The 19,012-nt window shown below is 43.2% G+C and carries 16 protein-coding genes; 9 read left to right on the top strand and 7 right to left on the bottom strand.

Annotated elements, in window-relative coordinates; genetic code table 11:
- The first annotated feature begins 110 nt into the window (after positions 1 to 110).
- The 5 genes from ACQ86K_RS31345 (at position 111) to ACQ86K_RS31325 (ending at position 3,531) form a co-directional block, all read left to right on the top strand.
- A complete protein-coding gene (locus tag ACQ86K_RS31345; protein ID WP_091174786.1) occupies positions 111 to 854 on the top strand; it encodes a hypothetical protein in 744 nt (247 codons plus the stop codon).
- Between the two features lie 78 nt (positions 855 to 932).
- Positions 933 to 1,487 carry a hypothetical protein gene (locus tag ACQ86K_RS31340; protein ID WP_431199386.1) on the top strand — a complete coding sequence of 185 codons (555 nt, stop codon included), beginning with the start codon at positions 933 to 935 and terminating at the stop codon, positions 1,485 to 1,487.
- A 465-nt stretch (positions 1,488 to 1,952) separates the two neighbouring features.
- On the top strand, positions 1,953 to 2,447 hold the full coding sequence (locus ACQ86K_RS31335) for a hypothetical protein (RefSeq protein WP_431199385.1): 495 nt from the start codon (positions 1,953 to 1,955) through the stop codon (positions 2,445 to 2,447).
- Positions 2,342 to 3,166 (top strand): M1 family aminopeptidase, encoded by an 825-nt coding sequence (locus ACQ86K_RS31330; RefSeq protein ID WP_431200971.1) that lies wholly within the window; start codon positions 2,342 to 2,344, stop codon positions 3,164 to 3,166. Before ACQ86K_RS31335 ends, ACQ86K_RS31330 begins: the two co-directional genes overlap by 106 nt.
- Before the next feature lie 59 nt (positions 3,167 to 3,225).
- Positions 3,226 to 3,531, top strand: coding sequence for a hypothetical protein (locus tag ACQ86K_RS31325; protein WP_431199384.1), 306 nt, complete (start codon positions 3,226 to 3,228; stop codon positions 3,529 to 3,531).
- 309 nt (positions 3,532 to 3,840) lie between these two features.
- Here ACQ86K_RS31325 and ACQ86K_RS31320 read toward each other — a convergent pair whose 3' ends face one another.
- The gene (locus ACQ86K_RS31320; protein WP_090532688.1) at positions 3,841 to 4,212 is read right to left on the bottom strand and encodes a response regulator; all 372 of its coding nucleotides are present in this window, start codon (positions 4,210 to 4,212) and stop codon (positions 3,841 to 3,843) included.
- Between the two features lie 274 nt (positions 4,213 to 4,486).
- Between ACQ86K_RS31320 and ACQ86K_RS31315 the strand changes: the two genes are divergently transcribed.
- Together ACQ86K_RS31315 and ACQ86K_RS31310 are read left to right on the top strand one after the other, a co-directional pair.
- Positions 4,487 to 5,890, top strand: a complete 1,404-nt coding sequence (locus ACQ86K_RS31315; protein ID WP_091174776.1) for a glycoside hydrolase family 30 protein — start codon at positions 4,487 to 4,489, stop codon at positions 5,888 to 5,890.
- Between the two features lie 66 nt (positions 5,891 to 5,956).
- Positions 5,957 to 7,717: a cellulase family glycosylhydrolase gene (locus tag ACQ86K_RS31310; protein WP_256337541.1), complete on the top strand. Its 1,761-nt coding sequence runs from the start codon at positions 5,957 to 5,959 to the stop codon at positions 7,715 to 7,717.
- Between the two features lie 625 nt (positions 7,718 to 8,342).
- Here ACQ86K_RS31310 and ACQ86K_RS31305 read toward each other — a convergent pair.
- The 5 genes from ACQ86K_RS31305 to ACQ86K_RS31285 form a co-directional block, all read right to left on the bottom strand.
- The gene (locus ACQ86K_RS31305) at positions 8,343 to 8,783 is read right to left on the bottom strand and encodes a hypothetical protein (RefSeq protein WP_091174772.1); all 441 of its coding nucleotides are present in this window, start codon (positions 8,781 to 8,783) and stop codon (positions 8,343 to 8,345) included.
- A 179-nt stretch (positions 8,784 to 8,962) separates the two neighbouring features.
- On the bottom strand, positions 8,963 to 9,268 hold the full coding sequence (locus ACQ86K_RS31300) for a transposase (protein ID WP_091174770.1): 306 nt from the start codon (positions 9,266 to 9,268) through the stop codon (positions 8,963 to 8,965).
- A 512-nt stretch (positions 9,269 to 9,780) separates the two neighbouring features.
- Positions 9,781 to 10,035: a hypothetical protein gene (locus ACQ86K_RS31295; RefSeq protein ID WP_143020881.1), complete on the bottom strand. Its 255-nt coding sequence runs from the start codon at positions 10,033 to 10,035 to the stop codon at positions 9,781 to 9,783.
- A 123-nt stretch (positions 10,036 to 10,158) separates the two neighbouring features.
- On the bottom strand, positions 10,159 to 11,697 hold the full coding sequence (locus ACQ86K_RS31290; protein ID WP_090532677.1) for a YifB family Mg chelatase-like AAA ATPase: 1,539 nt from the start codon (positions 11,695 to 11,697) through the stop codon (positions 10,159 to 10,161).
- A gap of 121 nt (positions 11,698 to 11,818) precedes the next feature.
- Entirely contained in the window at positions 11,819 to 12,226 is a 408-nt protein-coding gene (locus tag ACQ86K_RS31285) for a hypothetical protein (RefSeq protein WP_091174765.1), read from the bottom strand.
- A 508-nt stretch (positions 12,227 to 12,734) separates the two neighbouring features.
- Here ACQ86K_RS31285 and ACQ86K_RS31280 point away from each other — a divergent pair.
- Both ACQ86K_RS31280 and ACQ86K_RS31275 read left to right on the top strand, forming a co-directional pair.
- Positions 12,735 to 15,284, top strand: a complete 2,550-nt coding sequence (locus ACQ86K_RS31280; RefSeq protein WP_431199383.1) for an outer membrane beta-barrel protein — start codon at positions 12,735 to 12,737, stop codon at positions 15,282 to 15,284.
- A gap of 331 nt (positions 15,285 to 15,615) precedes the next feature.
- Complete coding sequence (locus tag ACQ86K_RS31275) at positions 15,616 to 17,130, top strand: PA14 domain-containing protein (protein WP_091174761.1); 1,515 nt, start codon at positions 15,616 to 15,618, stop codon at positions 17,128 to 17,130.
- A gap of 154 nt (positions 17,131 to 17,284) precedes the next feature.
- Here the strand turns inward: ACQ86K_RS31275 and ACQ86K_RS31270 are convergent, their stop codons facing one another.
- A complete protein-coding gene (locus ACQ86K_RS31270; protein ID WP_431200970.1) occupies positions 17,285 to 18,880 on the bottom strand; it encodes an outer membrane beta-barrel protein in 1,596 nt (531 codons plus the stop codon).
- Positions 18,881 to 19,012 lie beyond the last annotated feature (132 nt).

Raw genomic sequence — 19,012 nt, 5'->3', positions numbered from 1 at the left:
CATTAAAATGTCATTTACTGTGCAATGGCACTTACTTTGATTTACTACAGCGAACAGATGAGGGCTTAAGTTTACCCCTCCCTCACATATTAATAACTAAAAAACTAATCATGAAAAAGTTAATTAAACCCGTTTTATTGACCGCTGCGTTATTTGCTTTTAAAGTTGGTTCGGCCCAGGTTAATCTTGGAGCAACTACCGCTACCAAAATAGCTACGCGGGTAGCTACGCCAACAGTGAATGCTGCATCTATAGCGCAAAAAGCGGTTAACACAACCTCAACCGTAACCAACCAGGCTGCCACACAGGCTCAAAACGTAGCAGCGCGGACGGCCGCTCAAACCCAGGCTACCACCAACCACGCCGTAACAGGCGTTGCCACCAGTGAGGCCGCTAATGTTAACAGCAACGTTACCTCAACCGTAAATGCTACGGCAGGTACAACAGCTGCACAAGCCGGTGTTAGCAGCAATACCTCAGCCGCAGGTACTGTGAATGCAACCGGAGTAACAGCAACAGGCGAAAAAGCATTAACCACAACCGAAGGTGTTGCTGCTAACACTACCGAAAAAGTAAGCAGCAATGCTACCGCTTTAAGGGCTGGCGCTACAACAACTACAGGTAAAACTGCAGTGGCCGCGGGTAATAGCGCCGATGCTGTTAGCAAAAATGTGAGTGTTACCTCGTCCGGTAACCTGAACAGCACAGGTAACGTGGCAGCGGGCTCTAAAAAGCTAAATACAGGGTTCTCAAATAGCAGCGCTTCCAGTACTGCTGTAAAGGCGGGAAAGAAAAGCGTTACTGTTAAAACTTCGGGCAAGAGTTCAGCCAAACTGAGCGCTACCAAACAGTAATAGTATTTACATACATTAAATCAAAAAGGCCGGTACCGGCCTTTTTGATTATCCGCACTTTTTTATTCAACATTAGCTATGAAAAAACTTAAACTTATCCTGCTGCTGGCTTTGACCAGCCCTGCGGTTTATGCCCAGCAAAAACCTGATACCGCGGCAAAAACAAAAGAGTTGTTTGTAAATGCGGGTTTGCAATATCTTTCAAACCTTACCTATGCCGGCCGGCGCGATGAAAGCAGTGTCCCGGTGCTTCTTCCCTCGGTTACATTAGTTAGCAAGCAGGGCTTTTTTGTAAGTGCTATCGGCTATTTTGATCTTAATGGCTCCAAATCGGGCACCGAGGGCCTTAGCGTTACACCGGGCTATGTTTTCGCGTTTGATGCAAAACGGTATTATGGAGGCAATGTATCGGCCACCAAATATTTCATCACCAAGAGCAGTCCCATTATACTTTCTTCATTTAATGCCACGCTTGACGGGCAGCTGTATGCCAATCCGGATGATATTGTAAAATTTACCGCGGGCATCAGCTATAGGTTTAATAAAAATAACAGCAACGACGTTGTTAATACGGCCGAATTATCAAAAGAAATTTTTGCCCTGAAAACAGGCGTGGATAAAAAAGCGGGCTAAAAGTTACTCCTACCGCCACGCTTTATGCCGGTACACAATCTTTCTACCAAACTTATTATACCGAATCGCAGGTTACCCGCTCGATAGAGCAGCCCCAGCAGCAAACACCTATTAATATCCTGTTTCCCAGTCAGCCAAAGCAAACTATCATAACGCAAACGGTAACGCAGCAAAACCAGCGCGAGGTAAGGCAATATAAGCTGCTTGCTTTCAGCGGATCGTTGCCTTTAACCTATACTATTAACAAGTGGCAAATCCTCTTTACGCCGTACCTCATCAAGCCATTTAACCAGGTTGATTATGTAAAAAACACCAAAATGAACGGACTTTACTTTTTGTTCACCACAGGGGTTAATGTAACGTTTTAGCAATGTAAAAATGTAATAAACCAAATAGCCGGGAAAGGCGGATAACAGCTTGTTTTTATTAGCTTTGTTGCAGTACAAAACAAACTGAACCACGGCTATGCGCAGGATATTTTTTGTTCTTTTATTGTTACCGGCCCTGTTTACCATGCCGGCATTTGCCCAGGTTCCAGGGGCGCAGATTGATGTTAAACATTATACGTTTGATATTAAACTTAATGACGCCGATAATAATATAGAGGGAAAGGCCACGGTTTCGATAAGGTTTTTGAACGGCGCGGAAGGGTTTAGCCTCGACCTGGTGAAAAAGAATGCTGAGGGTAAAGGCATGCTGGTATCGGCTGTAACCGAAAACGGGAAGCCGGTAAAGTTTACCCAGGATGGCGAACAGCTAAAGATCAATACCCGGGCCTATAAAGGGAACACCCGCGATTATACGATAAGTTACAGCGGCATCCCGGCCGATGGGTTGATCATCTCGACCAACGCATTCGGACACCGTACTTTTTTGGTGATAACTGGCCTAACCGGGCCCATAACTGGCTGCCCTGCGTTGATAATATTGCCGACAAAGCCACGGTTGATTTTATTGTAACCGCGCCCGATCATTACCAGGTGGTATCAAACGGCCTGCAAACCGAAGAAAAGCAACTCGACGGAAAGCTCAAACTAACCCATTGGGTTGAAGCCGTTGCGCTGCCTACCAAAGTAATGGTTATAGGCGTAGCTGAGTTTGCAGTTGACCGCCCCGGTGATGTTAACGGAATCCCGGTTTTTACCTATGTTTTTCCGGAAAGTAAAGAGGTGGGGTTTAAAAGCTATGCTGTAGCTAAAAACATTCTCCCCTACTTTATAAAAAATGTTGGCCCTTACAGCTACGAAAAATTGGCCAACGTGCAGTCGAAAACCATTTTTGGCGGTATGGAAAATGCCAGTGCCATATTCTACTTTGAAGAGTCGGTTAAAAGTCCGGATATAGAAGAACTAATGGCGCATGAAATTGCCCACCAGTGGTTTGGCGATGGCGCCAGCGAGAAAAGCTTTGGCCACCTTTGGTTAAGTGAAGGCTTTGCTACTTATATGACCAATCTTTATCTCGAAAATAAATACGGGGCCGATACCTTAAAAACACGCCTTATCGGCCAGCGTAAAAAAGTGCTGGATTTTGAAAAGGAGCGTTTAACGCCCGTGGTTGATACCGCTGTTAAAACAAAATTTATGCAGCTGCTTAATGCCAATAGTTACGAAAAAGGCGGTTGGGTGCTGCACATGCTGCGGCGCAAACTGGGCGATGATGTTTTTGGAAAGGGGTAAGAAACTATTATTCAAAATACCAGGGCAGCAATGCCAATACTGATGATTTGAGGCGGGTAATGGAACAAACCAGCGGCAAAGACCTGAAACAGTTTTTTACGCAATGGCTACGCAACGCCGGGCACCCAAATTTGGCGGTTAGCTGGAAGTATAATGAAAAGGATGGTTACATTACCATAAATGTAACCCAAAACCAGGCCTATGTTTACAATTTGCCGCTGGAGGTGTCTGTTGACGGGCAGCTGTTAACCGTGCCGGTAAAAGAGAAATCGACAACAGCCCGTTTCCGGGTAAAAGCCAAACCGGCAGATGTTAAGGTGGACCCGAATATAAACCTGCTGGCATCGTTTGAGGAAAAAAGATAGAAGCGTTTTAAAGGGGGATTTTGTGTCTTCTGTCTTGTTATAGACTAAAAAAATGCTATCGTTTATATCCCTCTTTTAAATAAAAAGAAAATTGTCATTTCGATGGAGCACGTGGGCCATGAGCGCCGGGGCGAAAGAGAAATCTTATACACCAAGCAGGGCCGCTACATCTGATTTAGGGCTGGCGTATAAGATTTCTCCTCACGCCCGTACATTACCCGCTTGGTTTGTCGAAATGACAACTGAATTTATTTTAGTAAGATTAAAGAATACAGATATACGATAAGCCGCAACTCGGGTTTATCTCACCTACGCTGCTATCACTCTGTTGATCACCTTTTCCAGGTCTTCAAGGTCAAATGGTTTGGCTAAATAGCTTTGGGCGCCGGCATGATTGGCCAGGATCTGGATATCGCTGTTTGCCGAAAAGTAAATTACCGGTATTTCTTTAAGTCCTTCGGTTTTTTTGAGGGTTTGCGTGGCAATGATTCCGCCCGAATCGGGGATCCAGTTATCCATCATGATCACATCAGGCAAGATGCCCGAAACTTTTTCAACAATGTTATTGCAGTCGCTAAATGTGTGCACTTCCCACCCTTGTTCCTCCAAAATATAACTGCAAATAGAAAGTATGTCCTCGTCGTCATCAAATATGACAATTTTTTTAGATGGAGTATTCATTGGATAGTTGTATGTGAATTTATAGGAATCTTTTCATAAAAACAAATGTTTTAAATTGAAAATTAAATTTGCCCGTTTAAATAAGACTTTATATCGCCCTGCTTTAAATTAACTCCATGCGTAAACTACTTCTTAATCACTGCAAAATCTAATTATTGACTTTGTAACCGATTAATTACTACGTTTTATTAAAAACAGTAATATTTTTACTTATCCAATTTTAACAGCCTTATTAATTCCTGTTATCAACAAATAAACCTGTAAATCCTGTTTCATGAATACGCAAATCAAATCGATTTTATTGGGCGCCATGCTGCTTGGCCCGGCTGCTGCAATAAACGCGCAAACAAAGGCAAGCTTATGGCTTACCCGGGCCGACAGATCGGCACTTTTTGAGCAGCAAAAGGAGCCGCTTATTTTTAAAACCGGGAACGCCGGCGGCACTACTATTACTGTTAATGATAAGCAACATTACCAGCCGATAGACGGGTTTGGATTTGCATTAACCGGGGGCAGCGCTATGCACATCATCCGTATGGGTGCCGACAGTCGGGCCGCGCTGCTTAAAAATCTTTTTGCGGTTACGGGGAATGATATTGGCATCAGTTATTTAAGGCTGAGTATTGGTGCATCCGATCTGAACGACAAAGTATTCTCCTATGATGATATGCCCAAAGGCCAGACAGATCCAACGTTAAAACATTTTAACCTTGGACCGGATAAAACCGATGTGATCCCGGTAATGAAACAGATCCTGGCAATTAATCCGGCAATCAAGGTGTTGGGTTCGCCATGGTCGCCGCCGGCCTGGATGAAAACCAATAATGATACCCGCGGCGGCAGATTAAAACCCGATTGTTACCCGGTGTATGCTAACTACCTGGTTAAATATATCCAGGCAATGAAGGCCAATGGAATTAATATTGATGCCATCACCATTCAAAACGAGCCATTACACCCAGGCAATAACCCCAGCTTGCTGATGGTTGCGCCCGACGAAGCCGACTTTATCAAAAACAACCTTGGCCCAGCGTTTAAGGCTGCAGGTATCAAAACAAAGATCATTGTTTACGATCATAATGCCGACAGGCCTGACTACCCTATTTCGATATTGAACGATCCGGCTGCCCGTAAATATGTGGATGGTTCAGGCTTTCATCTGTATGGCGGCGATATCTCGGCCCTTACCGATGTGCACAACGCCCATCCTGATAAAAATATTTACTTTACCGAGCAGATGACCGTTGAGCCCGAAAATCAAAGTACTATCAACATTGCCTGGCCGGTAAAAAGCCTTATTATTGGCGCAACCCGTAACTGGAGCCGCAATGTACTGGAATGGAACCTTGCCGCCGACCCTGAATATAAGCCCTACACCGACAGGGGTGGCTGCCCAATGTGCCAGGGCGCCGTTACCATTGATAAAAACCAAGTAAAGAAGAACATCGCTTATTATTCAATTGCTCATGCTTCCAAATTTGTACGTCCGGGTTCAGTACGTATTGCATCAAACAATATGGATACTTTACCTAATGTGGCTTTCAAAACCCCCGATGGCAAAAAAGTACTTATCGTAGCGAACACCAGCGATGGCGCGCAGGATTTTAACATCCAGTACCAGGGAAAAGTATTAGCTGTTAAACTTGATAAAGGTTCGGTTGGAACGTATATCTGGTAATATAAACCGGTTTAGAAAATTTAAATGCACAACAACATGTTAACATCGTTAATAAAAAATATAAAGGTGAGCTCAAGAATTAAGGCTTTGCTGGCCGCGGTCCCGGCGTTATTTGTCTCGTTACAAGGAAATGCGCAAACAGGCTTTTTAAAAGCCGAAGGCAAAAAAATAGTTGATGAAAAGGGGCAGAATGTATTGCTGCGAGGGATGGGTTTAGGGGGATGGATGCTGCAGGAAGGCTATATGCTGCACATTAACAAAGACAGCCGGCAGTACCGCATTCGCGAAAGGTTTGAAGAGCTAATGGGCCCGGCCGAAACTAAGGAGTTTTATGATACCTGGCTGGCCAATAATACCCGCAAAATTGATGTAGATTCGATGAAACGCTGGGGATTTAATTCTATCCGCCTGCCAATGCATTATAACCTTTACACCTTGCCGGTTGATAAGGAGCCCGTTGCCGGTAAAAACACCTGGCTGGATAAAGGGTTTAAAATGACCGACGGTCTGCTGTCCTGGTGTAAAGCAAACCACATGTACCTAATCCTTGACCTGCATGCCGCCCCCGGCGGACAAGGCAACGACCTCAACATCTCCGACCGCGACCCGGACAAACCATCGCTTTGGGACAGCGAGGCTAATAAACAAAAAACCATAGCCCTTTGGCGTAAACTGGCCGAACGGTATAAAAACGAGCCTTATATAGGTGCTTATGATATCATCAACGAGCCAAACTGGGGTTTTGACGATCCTCAAAATGATAAAAACGGACTGAAGGAAAAAACAAACGGTCCGCTAAGAAAACTGATGGTTGATATTACTGCTGCCATTCGCGAGGTAGATAAAAAACACATTATTATTATTGAGGGCAACGGTTGGGGCAATAACTATAACGGTATTTTACCCCAGTGGGATAAAAACATGGTGCTGAGCTTTCATAAGTACTGGAATTTTAACGATCAGAAGTCTGTTGATCATATCGTAAAAACACGCGACCAGTATAATATTCCCGTATGGTTAGGCGAAACCGGCGAAAACTCAAATACCTGGCTTACTGAAGCTATCGGCTTATTAGAAAAAAATAACATTGGCTGGTCATTATGGCCATTGAAAAAATTGGGCATCAACAACCCGATGGAGATCCGTTCAAATCTGAACTATGATGATGTGGCGAGGTACCTGAACACCGGCAGGAATAAACCTAACGAGAGCAATACTTATAGCGGCACCCTTGAGCTAGCTACGTATGCTAAATTAGAAAATACCATTATCCATCATGATGTCATCGATGCTATTTTCAGGCAGCCGCATACAAGCGTTACCAAGCCCTTTAAAGCCAACAGGATTGGCAACGGCCCCGTGATCAATGCTGTTGATTATGACCTGGGCCGCAATGGCTCTGCTTATTTTGACACCGATACAGCCGACTATCATACTTCGGGTAAACCGGGTGTTGGGAACAAAGGCCATGTTTACCGGAACGACGGCGTTGATATCAGCAAAGATTCTACGAAGTATGAAAGTTACTATGTAGATCATATTGAAACCAACGAATGGACACAGTACACCATACAGGTTAAAATACCGGGCGTATACTCCCTTAGCCTCAAAGTAGCATCCGCCACCGATGATGCCAAGCTATCTGTTTTAGTTAATAATATAACCCAGGCAAAAGAAGTGGCAGTGCCCAACACAGGCGGGCTAAAAAAATGGCAGGTTATTGCTGTAAAAAACATTGTTTTAAAAGCCGGGAGCAACAAAATAAAGGTATTAGCTAACAACGGAGGGTACAACCTGCATTATCTGCAGTTTTGGAAAGGGAAATAAATACAGGTACGCTATACTTATTTAAACAGCCGGAGTATATATTATTTGCTCCGGCCGTTTATTTATCTAAGATGCCACAAGTGATTTTTTCCTTTGCTGGCGCAAATATGCAGGGTTTGCCTGCGGGCAGTAGCTGCTTGCACCTTCGAGGTTGGCCGTAATTTTTTTAATATTATTTTTCTGATAAAAGCTATTGTAAATAAGTGCTTTTATAGTTAAATTTATTATACCAATTATCAGTATAATCTAAACAGGGGGATTCGTTATGAAAAAACAAGCTACGATAGTTTGTCAGCCTGATAAGACTGAAACTACCCAACCACTACAGGTAAATTGCCCGCCATCACATCAAAAAATGTATCGCGATCATACGCATTGCGATCATGTATATGGCAGGGTTAACAAATTTCCAATTGGCAGCAACCGCGGGCCATGCTTCTTTTAAGTTAACCGGCTATTTAATATAATAGTACAGTTGGCTGTATGGCTTAAAGTTTTGCAGGTAAACTGCTAAGCTGCATAACCCAATTTGCCCGTGCCGGGTATCAACCCCGGCCTCGCCGGCAAATGAATTGTTTTGATTAAATTCCGAATCGACTGTTGTGTGGGCCAGCTTTATATTGGCCTACTGGTTAATGTATTTGTATTTTTTTCGCCCATCCTGTACTTCAATTGTCTTGATCGTACTTACCGGTATTGCTTTTTTCAGTGAAAGGATCTTTGACTGAACACCGATAACAGAATCCTGGATAACCCAGGTGCGGTCGAAGTAAAAGGTTGATCGCTTGCCATTGATATCTGTAAAACGTATTTCAATAGATGGCCCGTTCTTTAACTTATAAGAAGTTCCGTCTTTATCGAAACATTTAATCGAATCAATAGGATAAACACTATAGGTATGCTTATGCCCAAGAGGGTCCTGGGCGGTAACCTGTCTTAAATTCACCGTTTCCAGGGTTGGCACCTGCTCCAGGAAAGTCCCAACAGGCATGTAATAGGTTTTGCAGGAGCTCACAAAGATTGTTAGTGCTGCGATAGTGATAAGGAGTAAAGGTTTGGTTGTCATGTAGTTTATATGTTAAAAACTTCTTAAGGCCATAGTTTTTCAGCGCTGTTTTAAGCAGTTTGTTACTGGCGCAATACTTTATGGTTAAACAGCATAATGGGATGATTGTCTTGTTGCCATAATTGAAACTTTTCGTTATTGCTATTTTTCGTTCCGGCGCGTTTCATCATCCATAAAAGTCATTCCTTTCGGCTTTCAATAGGATTGTTTTCAATTGTACTTCGTAATATCGCTGCGGTGTGTTTTTTCATATCACGCAATATATCCTCCAATTTATTACTGTTGCTTCCAATAATCATGTGAACGTGGCTGGTCATGATACACCATCCATATATTTCAAGACCCTTATGCTTTTGACAATGCCTCCAACTGTCAAGCAATACCTGTTTGTATTCATTTCTTATGAAAAGTTCTATCCAATACACAACAGAAAAGCTTACAAAGTATAATTTATCCTGATCGTGAAATTTGTATTTGGTACTCATATTTTCTAATATTTGGCATAAGTAGCCTTTTCACACATTGCCACCCCTTCATACTTGCGCCAGAGGGTGAGGTTTAATGGATAACCTTACATAATATTGCATATAATATGAGCGGGAACACTAAGGAAATGAATACTAAAATACCCTTGCGAAATCTTTCTTCAGCTGCTTCATCACGCCACACAAATCTTATTTTGTTATATTTCCCTGAATATTTGCGATGATTTATATATAGTAACGATCCATAAATTATTATTTCAGCGTATGTAATTGCGCCGTAGTAGTATTTGATTGACTGGGTGGTAATGAAAGGAAATATTATTAAGATTGACGAGCTTATTGCAAATGTTTGCGATGCGGAAATAATAGAAATTCCCGCGAACCCCCTTCTTCCATACCTTTTGAAGAAGAGTTCTGCTGTTCTGTAAAAAATATAATCGAGAAATGTATTCATTAATCTGTTGAGGGCTTTACTCTCTTTGTCGCTCTCTATACTTGCGATAGGACGTTAATTAATCATTCACTTCGTAATAACATCCATCCCCCTCTTCATAGTCAAGATAATTTTTATAATCGGTCATCGACTTAACACTGATTATAGTATCAAATTCCATCCTTATATCAAACTCCGCCTCATTAAGATAAGAGCAATTGGGGCATATTTCATGGCCAAAACTTCCGTACACATTAACGGCCGGTAAATTTGGTCTTCCAACATCATTGGTACGCCATTTTCCACCTTCGTCCCAGTACAACTTATCCCCCAATTGATATTCAAGTTGTCTTGTGTGACCAAACTTAAATTGGATGTAAACAGGAAAGGGCTTACTACAGTTGCTGCAAGTAGTTTCCGTTTTTAAAATATTAAAGAATCCCATAATAAATCTCCTTTACCCCGCCCAGCCCTCTCTATCCAAACTCCTGAAATGTATAGCCTCAGCCAAATGCTCCAGCTTAATTTCCTCACTTCCGGAAAGATCAGCAATAGTGCGGGATACTTTGAGGATCCTGTCATAAGCCCTTGCCGATAGGCCAAGTTTTTCCATGGCTTTTTTGAGCAGGGTTTGGCCGGCCGCGTTGATCTTGCACAGGTCGCGAACCATTTGAGGGCTCATTTGTGCGTTGGCATGCAGATCGGGACGGTTGCCGAAACGCTCTACCTGGATTTCCCTTGCCCTGATCACCCGTTCGCGGATGAGTTCGCTTTTTTCGGCAGCGCGGTCGGACGATAGTTCGCTGAAGTTAACCGGCGTTACCTCTACGTGCAGGTCTATCCTGTCCAGCAGCGGGCCGGAAATTTTGCTCAGGTATTTTTGCACCATGCCCGGCGGGCAAATACATTCTTTTTCGGGATGGTTATAATATCCGCATGGGCAGGGGTTCATACTTGCCACCAACATGAAGCTGCTGGGATAATCTACCGTAAATTTAGCGCGTGATATGGTTACCCGGCGCTCTTCCAACGGCTGGCGCATTACCTCCAACGCGCTGCGTTTAAATTCGGGCAGTTCATCTAAAAATAAAACGCCGTTATGGGCCAAAGAAATTTCGCCGGGGGCAGGGTTGCTTCCCCCTCCTACCAAAGCTACATCGCTAATGGTATGGTGAGGGCTCCTGAACGGACGAATGGTTACCAGCGCATCGGCAGCGGCAAGTTTGCCTGCCACCGAATGGATCTTGGTGGTTTCTAACGATTCATATAAGCTTAGGGGCGGCAAAATAGAGGGCAGCCTCCGGGCCAGCATGGTTTTACCTGCTCCGGGCGGACCGATCAGGATCACGTTATGGCCGCCGGCTGCGGCAATCTCTAAGGCGCGCTTAATATTTTCCTGGCCTTTTACTTCGCTGAAATCGCTGTCGTAATTGCAGAGGCTGTCGTAAAATTCTTCGCGGGTGTTTACTATTTCGGGCTTAAGTTCGGATGTGCCGTTGAAAAAGCCCACTACGTCTTTAATGCTTTCAACGCCGTAAACTTCAAGGTCGTTAACAATGGCTGCTTCACGAGCGTTTTGTTTAGGGAGAATAAAACCTTTAAAGCCATCTTTACGGGCTTGTATGGCTATGGGCAAAGCGCCTTTTATTGGCTGGAGGCTTCCATCAAGCGAAAGCTCGCCCATGATGATGAATTTATCAAGGGTTTCAGGTTCTATCTGGCCGGATGCGGCTAATACGCCAGTGGCGATAGTAAGATCATAGGAAGAACCCTCTTTTTTGATATCGGCCGGGGCCATATTAACCACTACCTGCTGGCGGGGCATCCTGAAACCGCAGTTTTTTAACGCCGATTCTATCCTGAAATAACTTTCTTTTACAGCCACATCGGGCAGGCCCACAATGAAATATTTTGTGCCCGATGCAATATTCACCTCAACTGTTATGGTAATAGCCTGTATCCCATAAACCGCGCTTCCAAAAGTTTTAACCAACACAGTGATAAAAGTTTAATTGAAGCGAAAGATATAGAATTTTGATGAAGTGATAAAGCGGGACTATATAAAACAAAAAACCCGCCGGTACCGGCGGGCCTTCTTATAATCACATTGTTTAATCTCATCTTAAAAATGTTCCGGCCTGGCAAACAACCAGCAGCATGGTGCAGGAAACAACCACACAAACCATCAGCATTATTGACCACGTATTGGGATTGTGTTTGCTGATGCGTGCAAACGCGGCATTCACCTTTTTAAAGTAGCGGCTGTTCAGCAATACAAAATAATTAAGCACAAACGCGCCTGTGGCACCCAGTAATATCATTAAGCCGGATACCGGACTTAACTGAAACCAGCCGGCGGTTAAAAATAACTGTGCAACACTTACTAAAATGGCCAGCAAAATGATCATCAAAAAGCTTGCTCCAAAAAGGGCGTTGGCTTTTGGCAATCCGCCGTGACCAAAGTTTTTAACATTCCACCTGTAAAACGTTACATAAATGGATTTGTAGGTTTCTGCTGCTTTCATAATGTTATGGTTTTAGGTAATTAATTCGGTACAAAATAATATTACTTGCACAATATTAGTTTAAAAACGGGATTGGCAAAATTTTATTGCGGCCATGTTTGATTTTTATCGCGTTTATATTTCTTTATTTGGTTTGATGTTTATATCGCAAAAAAACAACGCGGAGAAAGGAATAATTTTATTCTGCATGGCATCGGGAAAAAGGGCACTTTGGTAAAATCAATGTTACAATACCTAAATATCTCCCCTTTTTGTAGCATATCAGGCAATATTAACGCTGCTTTCATGTTATTAGAGCACATTTATAGCATATAATGCTGCCTACGGGGTTATGGATGTAGTGGTTAAGCAAGGGGGAGTAGTGTTATGCTTTAAACGTTAATTAACCAACATGCTGACATCTAAACCCTATAACTACCTCATGATTTAAGTTTCCTAATTACCACGGCCCTACATCACCTATAACACAATTTATTAATTAACCTTACCTGTCTGCACCTAAACCTGGATGAAAACCATCTTTTTTTCATTGATACTGTTATGCCTGTTTTCCGGGGCCTTTGCCCAAAAGGCCACAATAAAAGGGAAGGTCACCGATTCCCTGAATACGCAAGCTCTTGAGTTGAGTACTGTTGCCGTTGTCGACCTGAAAGATACCTCTCTGATAGCTTATACCCTCAGTAAAAAGAACGGGGATTTTGAATTACAGCGCCTACCGGTTGATAAACAGGTACGCCTGGTTATTTCCTATGCCGGGTATCAAAACTATATCCATAATTTTAATTTTAAAAAAGGCGATATAATTGATTTGGGCAACGTTACACTCAGCAGTAAAATGCTTAAGGAAGTGGTGGTACGTGCAGAGCGGGTGCCAGTAAAAGTAAAAAAAGATACCATTGAATTTGATGCTGCCGCTTTCAAAACCCGCCCCAATGCCGCCGTTGAAGAATTGCTTAAAAAGCTTCCCGGCGTACAAATAGATGGCGACGGAACCATTACCGTTAACGGGAAACAGGTAAGCAAACTGTTGATTGATGGCAAGCAGTTTTTTGGTTCGGACCCTAAGATCGCCACCAAAAATTTGGATGCGGCCATTGTTGCGCAGGTTCAGGTTTATGACGACCGGGAGAATGACCCCGATCATTTGGTAAGTGAAACCCAGGTACAGAAGATCATTAACATCAAACTTAAAAAGGCCATTAAGAAAAGCGTTTTCGGCAAGGTATTCGGAGGTCTGGGTTCGCGCGACAGGTACGAGGCCGGTGGATTGTTCAATATGTTTCGGGATACTTTGCAGGTAAGCCTTATTGGGTTAAGCAATAACCTAAATCATACCGCGTTCTCTCGCGATGAGCTTAATGCCGAGGGTGGTTTTGACCGCAGCGGGGGTAACACATCCTTTAATGGTGGCCGAAACTGGGGCGGCGGCATTGAAAAAATTACGTCCGGAGGGTTTAACCTTAACCAAAACTATGGCGAAAAGCTAAAGCTTAACCTGCAATATTTTTATACACAGCGGAACAACAAAATTGAATCAGCCAATTTTCAGCAGCAATTTCTGAAAGATACAACGCTGTTAACCCGTGCTTCAAGCAGCAGGTATGCAAACAATCATACGCACACTATAAGCGGACTTGTGGAGTGGAAGCCTGATACTATCCGGAACCTGCGCTATAATCCATCATTAAGTTATAATTCTAATAATAGCAGCTCCTCGTCGTTGGGCAATACTTCAAATAATTTTGATATGCCAGTGAATAAATCGGTATCAGGCTCTGTGGGCGACGGGCATTCAACGCAATTTAACCAAAGCTTTTATTTTCATAAACGATCTAAGAACAAAAGCAAGGAGTCGTTCACTATCTCGCATAACCTGAGCATTAATCCTAACCACAATAACAATTTCAATAATAATGATGTGGTTAATTATCAACGCCCGGAATTATCAGATAGCTTGCATAGGTTATCTACCCGCACATCAAACAATGCTTCGGGCAATCTCGATTTTAGTTACCGATACCCGCTAACCAAAAAGCTTATTGTTGATGTTATCACATCGGGCATATATAATAAAACCAGCGACCAGGTTTTTACCTTCGACCGTAAAACAGGCGGCTTTGATTCGCTGCTCACTAATCAAAGCTCCGACCTTAAACGTGATCTGTGGACCGAGAATATTAAACCGGGGATCACTTATCAGCTCAATAAAAACACACAAATCATCGCCGGGCTTAACACCCAATGGCAGCAGATCAATAACAATTTCGCGACCAGCAGGCTTGTTCAAAATTATTTTTTCCTGTTGCCAACAATTCGTATCGAAGCTTATGGAATATTTTTGAGTTACGAGCGCCGTGTTAACCAGCCGGGGGTATCAAACCTGCAGCCTATTACTATTGTTTATAGCCCGTTGTACAGCTATACAGGTAATCCAAATTTGAGGCCTGGCATAAGCAATACCTATTACTTTAATTTTTTCAAATACTTTAATAACAGTCAGCTGGGTATTTACTCGTACGGCAACATTTCTTCGCAAAAAAACATGGCAATTTCACAGCAAACCATTCGCTCAGACGGGGTGCAAAATAGTACTACCGTTAACCGCGATGGCAGGCCGAGCTATAATTTTTCAGTTGGTGTCTCTAAAGGGTTTAAAAAGATAAAAGACTGGCAGCTCGGCACATCAGCTAATTTTTACGGCAACTATTACCAAAACCTTAATTTGCTGAATAATGTGGAAGGCTGGCAAAATACTGTTGCATATGGATTGCGTGAAAATATTAATGTTAACTGGAAAGATGTGATTGACCTGAATACCGCCGTTGGTTTTAACCAATCGAACTCCAAATATCATTATGACGATTTCAGGAGTATCAGGGTAGCTACCTACAATATAAGCAACAGCCTGGTGGTAAGGTTCCCTAAAAAAATCATCTGGGAAACCAGGCAGGATTTTAATTATAACAGCCAGGTTGCGGCAGGCTTTAAAAAAGGAGTTGACGTAGTGAGCCTCGTCCCTGGCCCTGCAAATGCTAAAAAAAGATCGGGGAGAACTTAAACTTTCCGTTTATGATCTCTTTAATCAAAACGTGAGCGTGTACCGTTACATTAACACCAATTCGGTTAACGATGTGCAAAACAATACATTGAAGCGATATTTCCTGATTACTTACAGTGTTAAGTTCAATAAGCTAAGCACTAAATAAATGTCGGAAAAATTAAAGGAACTGTGTTAAGCTGTATAGCATCTAATAATCAGTGAATTAAGATTTAGGCTTTGTGCATTCTGCTTTTAGCTATGTAAAAAGAGCCATTCGCTGTTTTTTGCCGGCGTGTTGTAACTATCTTTATCAAGGCATAGTCTTACCTGTAATCAAACCTCCCTCATTATGAAGAACAGGACCTACCTTTTTCTATCCTTTACCATCGCATTAATATTTAGCTTGTCAGGACGCGCTGCGGCGCAGGACCTGCCCGGTAAACGCGATTCCATCAATTCGGTTATATTAAATGAGAAACGGGTTATCCAGGTAATATTGCCCGATGGCTATAAAGCCGGTTCGGCAACCAAATATGATGTATTGTACATCATTGACGACTGGAATATAAAATTAGGGCGCGATATCCAGCATTTTATTTTTGATGAACACACCATGCCGCCAATGATAATTGTCGGGCTACTGAATGTTGACCGTGATAGAGATTTTTTGCCCACCCATAATAACGGAAATAAAACATCGGGCGGGGCTGACAAATTTCTAAAGTTTTTTAAAGAGGAGCTGATTCCTTATATTGATAAAACCTATCCTTCTGATGGTGATAATACCCTTTTCGGCCACTCTTTCGGCGGTGTGTTTGTTACTTATGCTTTACTGAACGAGCCGCAGCTCTTCAGCAATTATATTGCCGGTGATCCAAGTTATTGGTGGGATAATGGAGTGATGCTTAAGCAGGTTAAAGAGAAGCTGCCTTCGCTTGCAGGTAAGGAGAAAGCGCTTTACATAGGCGGCCGGGAAGGACGGGGCATGAAGGAAATGAAGATTAATGCCATGGACAGCCTGCTGAAAAAAGGTGCGCCGGCAGGTTTTGAATGGGTGGTAAAAGCTTACCCCGCCGAATCGCATGGCACTGTACGGCTAAAAAACTTTTATGATGGGCTGAGGTTTGCCTATAACGACTACGGCGGTAAGCCACTTGAGTTTCACCCCTCCGGCGGGATTGTGTTAAAGAATAAGCCCATAAAAATCTGGTATTTTAATGATACCACAAAAGTGCATTATACATTCGATGGCTCGCAGCCATTGGTTACATCGCCGTTTGCAAAACCCGAAATAGAACTATCCGGCCCTGCAAAAGTTACCTTGAGACAGATTGCCAGCCGTCCTAAATTTGACAAGAGCACCAGCGGCGATTTCAGGGAGGGCACTTACCTGCCCGCAAAACCACTCAGGAAAAACTACAAGCCCGGCGGTTTTCATTACGCCTATTATGAAGGTCAGTGGGATAAACTGCCCGACTTTAAGGCGCTAAAACCGGTTAAAGAGGGCACGGCCGATAGCACTTTTGATATCAATAAACTCCCCCGCCAAAACAATTTCGGCGTAGTGATGGTTGGGCAATTTGAAGTTAAACAAGACGGTTATTATATTTTTGGATTGGGATCAGATGATGGCTGCAAAGTATACCTGAATGACAAGCTAATCATTGACCTTGATGGTTTGCACGATGCCGATATACAACGGTCATACATTGCTCCTCTAAAAAAGGGATTTTATCCCCTTCGGATAGAATACTTTCAAAAAGAAGGTGGCCGTAAGCTTGATTTGGTGTACGTAACCCCCGATAATATCGCCAAAAAGAAGATCTCGCCAATTCCCTACGCATTGCAGTACGGGCCCAGATAGGTTGCTTACAGTAGAGGCCGTTTAAAAACGACAGTTTTGAATGTAGATACGCATAATTGCGTCTCCAGCCTGCAATTTACGGTAGCTAAGACGCTATTGAAATCGCTTGTCCTGCGGAAGACGCAATTATGCGTCGCTACAAAAATACTATCCCTTAGAAAGAACCAGGACCGCCCGGGCCACCTCCTCCTGGCCCGCCGCCGGGTCCACCCGGACCTCCGCCATCGCGGTTAAACCTGCGCTGGCCGGGTTGCTGATCCGGGGCCTTGCCTGCAAATTTTTGTAAACGAAGTGTGAATGTTAGCAAGTAGTAACGCCCAAGCCTGTTTACGGTAGATTGCGTAGTTATATTGCCATTTACAACCGATGTATAACCTGTGTTTTGGTTGAAAAGATCATATGCTGCCAAGCGAATAGTTGCGCGGTGATCTTTCAAAAAGCGGCGTTCAACGTAAGTATTCAGAATGTTAGGGTTTTTAATACCAAGACTTGGGTCATATCCATAATTTACAGTACGGGTAAAATCATAGCTCAGCGTCCAGTCTTTCCAGAAATAATTTTTGCCGGCCAGCCCTAAATTTAACGTGCGGAAGTTTGAGCTGCCATCAATAAGCGTACTATGGATAGAGTTGGTTGTTTTATTGATGCCATAGCTGCTGCTTGCCTCTGCATCAATAACATCAACAATATTTACCCTGAATTTTAAACCGGGGGTAAAGTTGAGGTTTTTGGCTATGTTTTTTAATGGAGCAGCTGATGCGGCAACATTATTACTATCGATGCTGTTTGAGAATGCCACACCATTGGTGTAAGTCAAGGCGCTATTAAATTGCAGGGTAAACTTACGCTGGGCCCACGGCTTGGCGTATACCACGTTAGCAGTGCCCGAATAGTAACCATCCGCATTTAAATAGTTGGTAAGATTGGTGCCCTCAAAGCTTTTTAACGATGGATCTGCTGCTAACACCGCCTTACTAAATTTGCGGGGATAAGAAATAGTGTTTTGTACTATTTTATTTTGTGTTGCGGTAAAGTTGAAATTGGTAAAGAAAATATTGCCGGTTTGGAAACTGAAATTATTATATCTCAATGAAAAGTTATTGGCAAGTTCCGGCTTCAGGTTAGGGTTACCCTGTACCGGGTAAAGCGCGTTTGTGAAATCAATAACGGGCTGCAACTGGCTAAATGTAGGCTGGTTGCTTGATCCGTTATACAGGAAGTTTAAAGCTTTTCCCCTCGAAAAATTATAGCTGAAACGAGCGGTTGGGATCACGTTAAACGTGGTTACGTGCGTAGCCGAATCGTTTTTAAGATTGAGGCCGTTTAATGCGGCCGGTTGTACGCCAATACCCAAAGTAACGTTGTATTTCTTTTCGATAAAGCGATAGTTCAGGCCAACGCGGTTGGTGGTAAAATTGTATTTATAGTTATTGCTCAACCTGTCGTAATGGTCATATGTATTGGCGGTACTGAGCGTATCGGTTTCCCTGTCGCTTGTGGTGTTTGAGCGGTTAAATGCATAATTAAGCTCCAAATACCCCCTTTTACTTATTGGCTCCAGATACGAGATGTTTGTACCAAAGCTGGTTACGCGGCTATCGGTATAAGTTTGCTGATTGGCAGGCGCCTGGCGGGGTGCGCCATCGGCATAATCATAAGTTGGATTATCGAACTGCGATGTTTTTGACGTATTAGCGCTGATGTTAATGCTCAGGTTGCGGCCATGCCCGTTAAAGCGGTGATTATACAAGGCGTTAATACCGTAGCCTGGCGTTGTGCCATCGCTGTGCGACAATGAGGTGTATGACGAGTTGGTTATTCCGCCGATAGTTGATGATACGGATTCATTAGCATTAGTATTAGTGCTCGAGTAGGTGAAGTT

The organism is Mucilaginibacter sp. P19 (assembly GCF_050632265.1).
In the GTDB taxonomy this organism is placed as follows: Bacteria; Bacteroidota; Bacteroidia; order Sphingobacteriales; family Sphingobacteriaceae; genus Mucilaginibacter; species Mucilaginibacter gossypii.
Note: the sequence above shows the minus strand (reverse complement) of the source record. Positions and strands in the feature narration are given on the sequence as shown.

Excerpts from the sequence above, each read along its gene's own strand:
- ACQ86K_RS31320 (WP_090532688.1), bottom strand. The coding sequence starts at position 4,212 with ATGAATACTCCATCTAAAAAAATTGTCATATTTGATGACGACGAGGAC.
- ACQ86K_RS31275 (WP_091174761.1), top strand. The coding sequence starts at position 15,616 with ATGAAGAACAGGACCTACCTTTTTCTATCCTTTACCATCGCATTAATA.
- ACQ86K_RS31340 (WP_431199386.1), top strand. The coding sequence starts at position 933 with ATGAAAAAACTTAAACTTATCCTGCTGCTGGCTTTGACCAGCCCTGCG.
- ACQ86K_RS31305 (WP_091174772.1), bottom strand. The coding sequence starts at position 8,783 with ATGACAACCAAACCTTTACTCCTTATCACTATCGCAGCACTAACAATC.
- ACQ86K_RS31325 (WP_431199384.1), top strand. The coding sequence starts at position 3,226 with ATGGAACAAACCAGCGGCAAAGACCTGAAACAGTTTTTTACGCAATGG.
- ACQ86K_RS31345 (WP_091174786.1), top strand. The coding sequence starts at position 111 with ATGAAAAAGTTAATTAAACCCGTTTTATTGACCGCTGCGTTATTTGCT.
- ACQ86K_RS31315 (WP_091174776.1), top strand. The coding sequence starts at position 4,487 with ATGAATACGCAAATCAAATCGATTTTATTGGGCGCCATGCTGCTTGGC.
- ACQ86K_RS31335 (WP_431199385.1), top strand. The coding sequence starts at position 1,953 with ATGCGCAGGATATTTTTTGTTCTTTTATTGTTACCGGCCCTGTTTACC.
- ACQ86K_RS31280 (WP_431199383.1), top strand. The coding sequence starts at position 12,735 with ATGAAAACCATCTTTTTTTCATTGATACTGTTATGCCTGTTTTCCGGG.
- ACQ86K_RS31300 (WP_091174770.1), bottom strand. The coding sequence starts at position 9,268 with ATGAGTACCAAATACAAATTTCACGATCAGGATAAATTATACTTTGTA.
- ACQ86K_RS31285 (WP_091174765.1), bottom strand. The coding sequence starts at position 12,226 with ATGAAAGCAGCAGAAACCTACAAATCCATTTATGTAACGTTTTACAGG.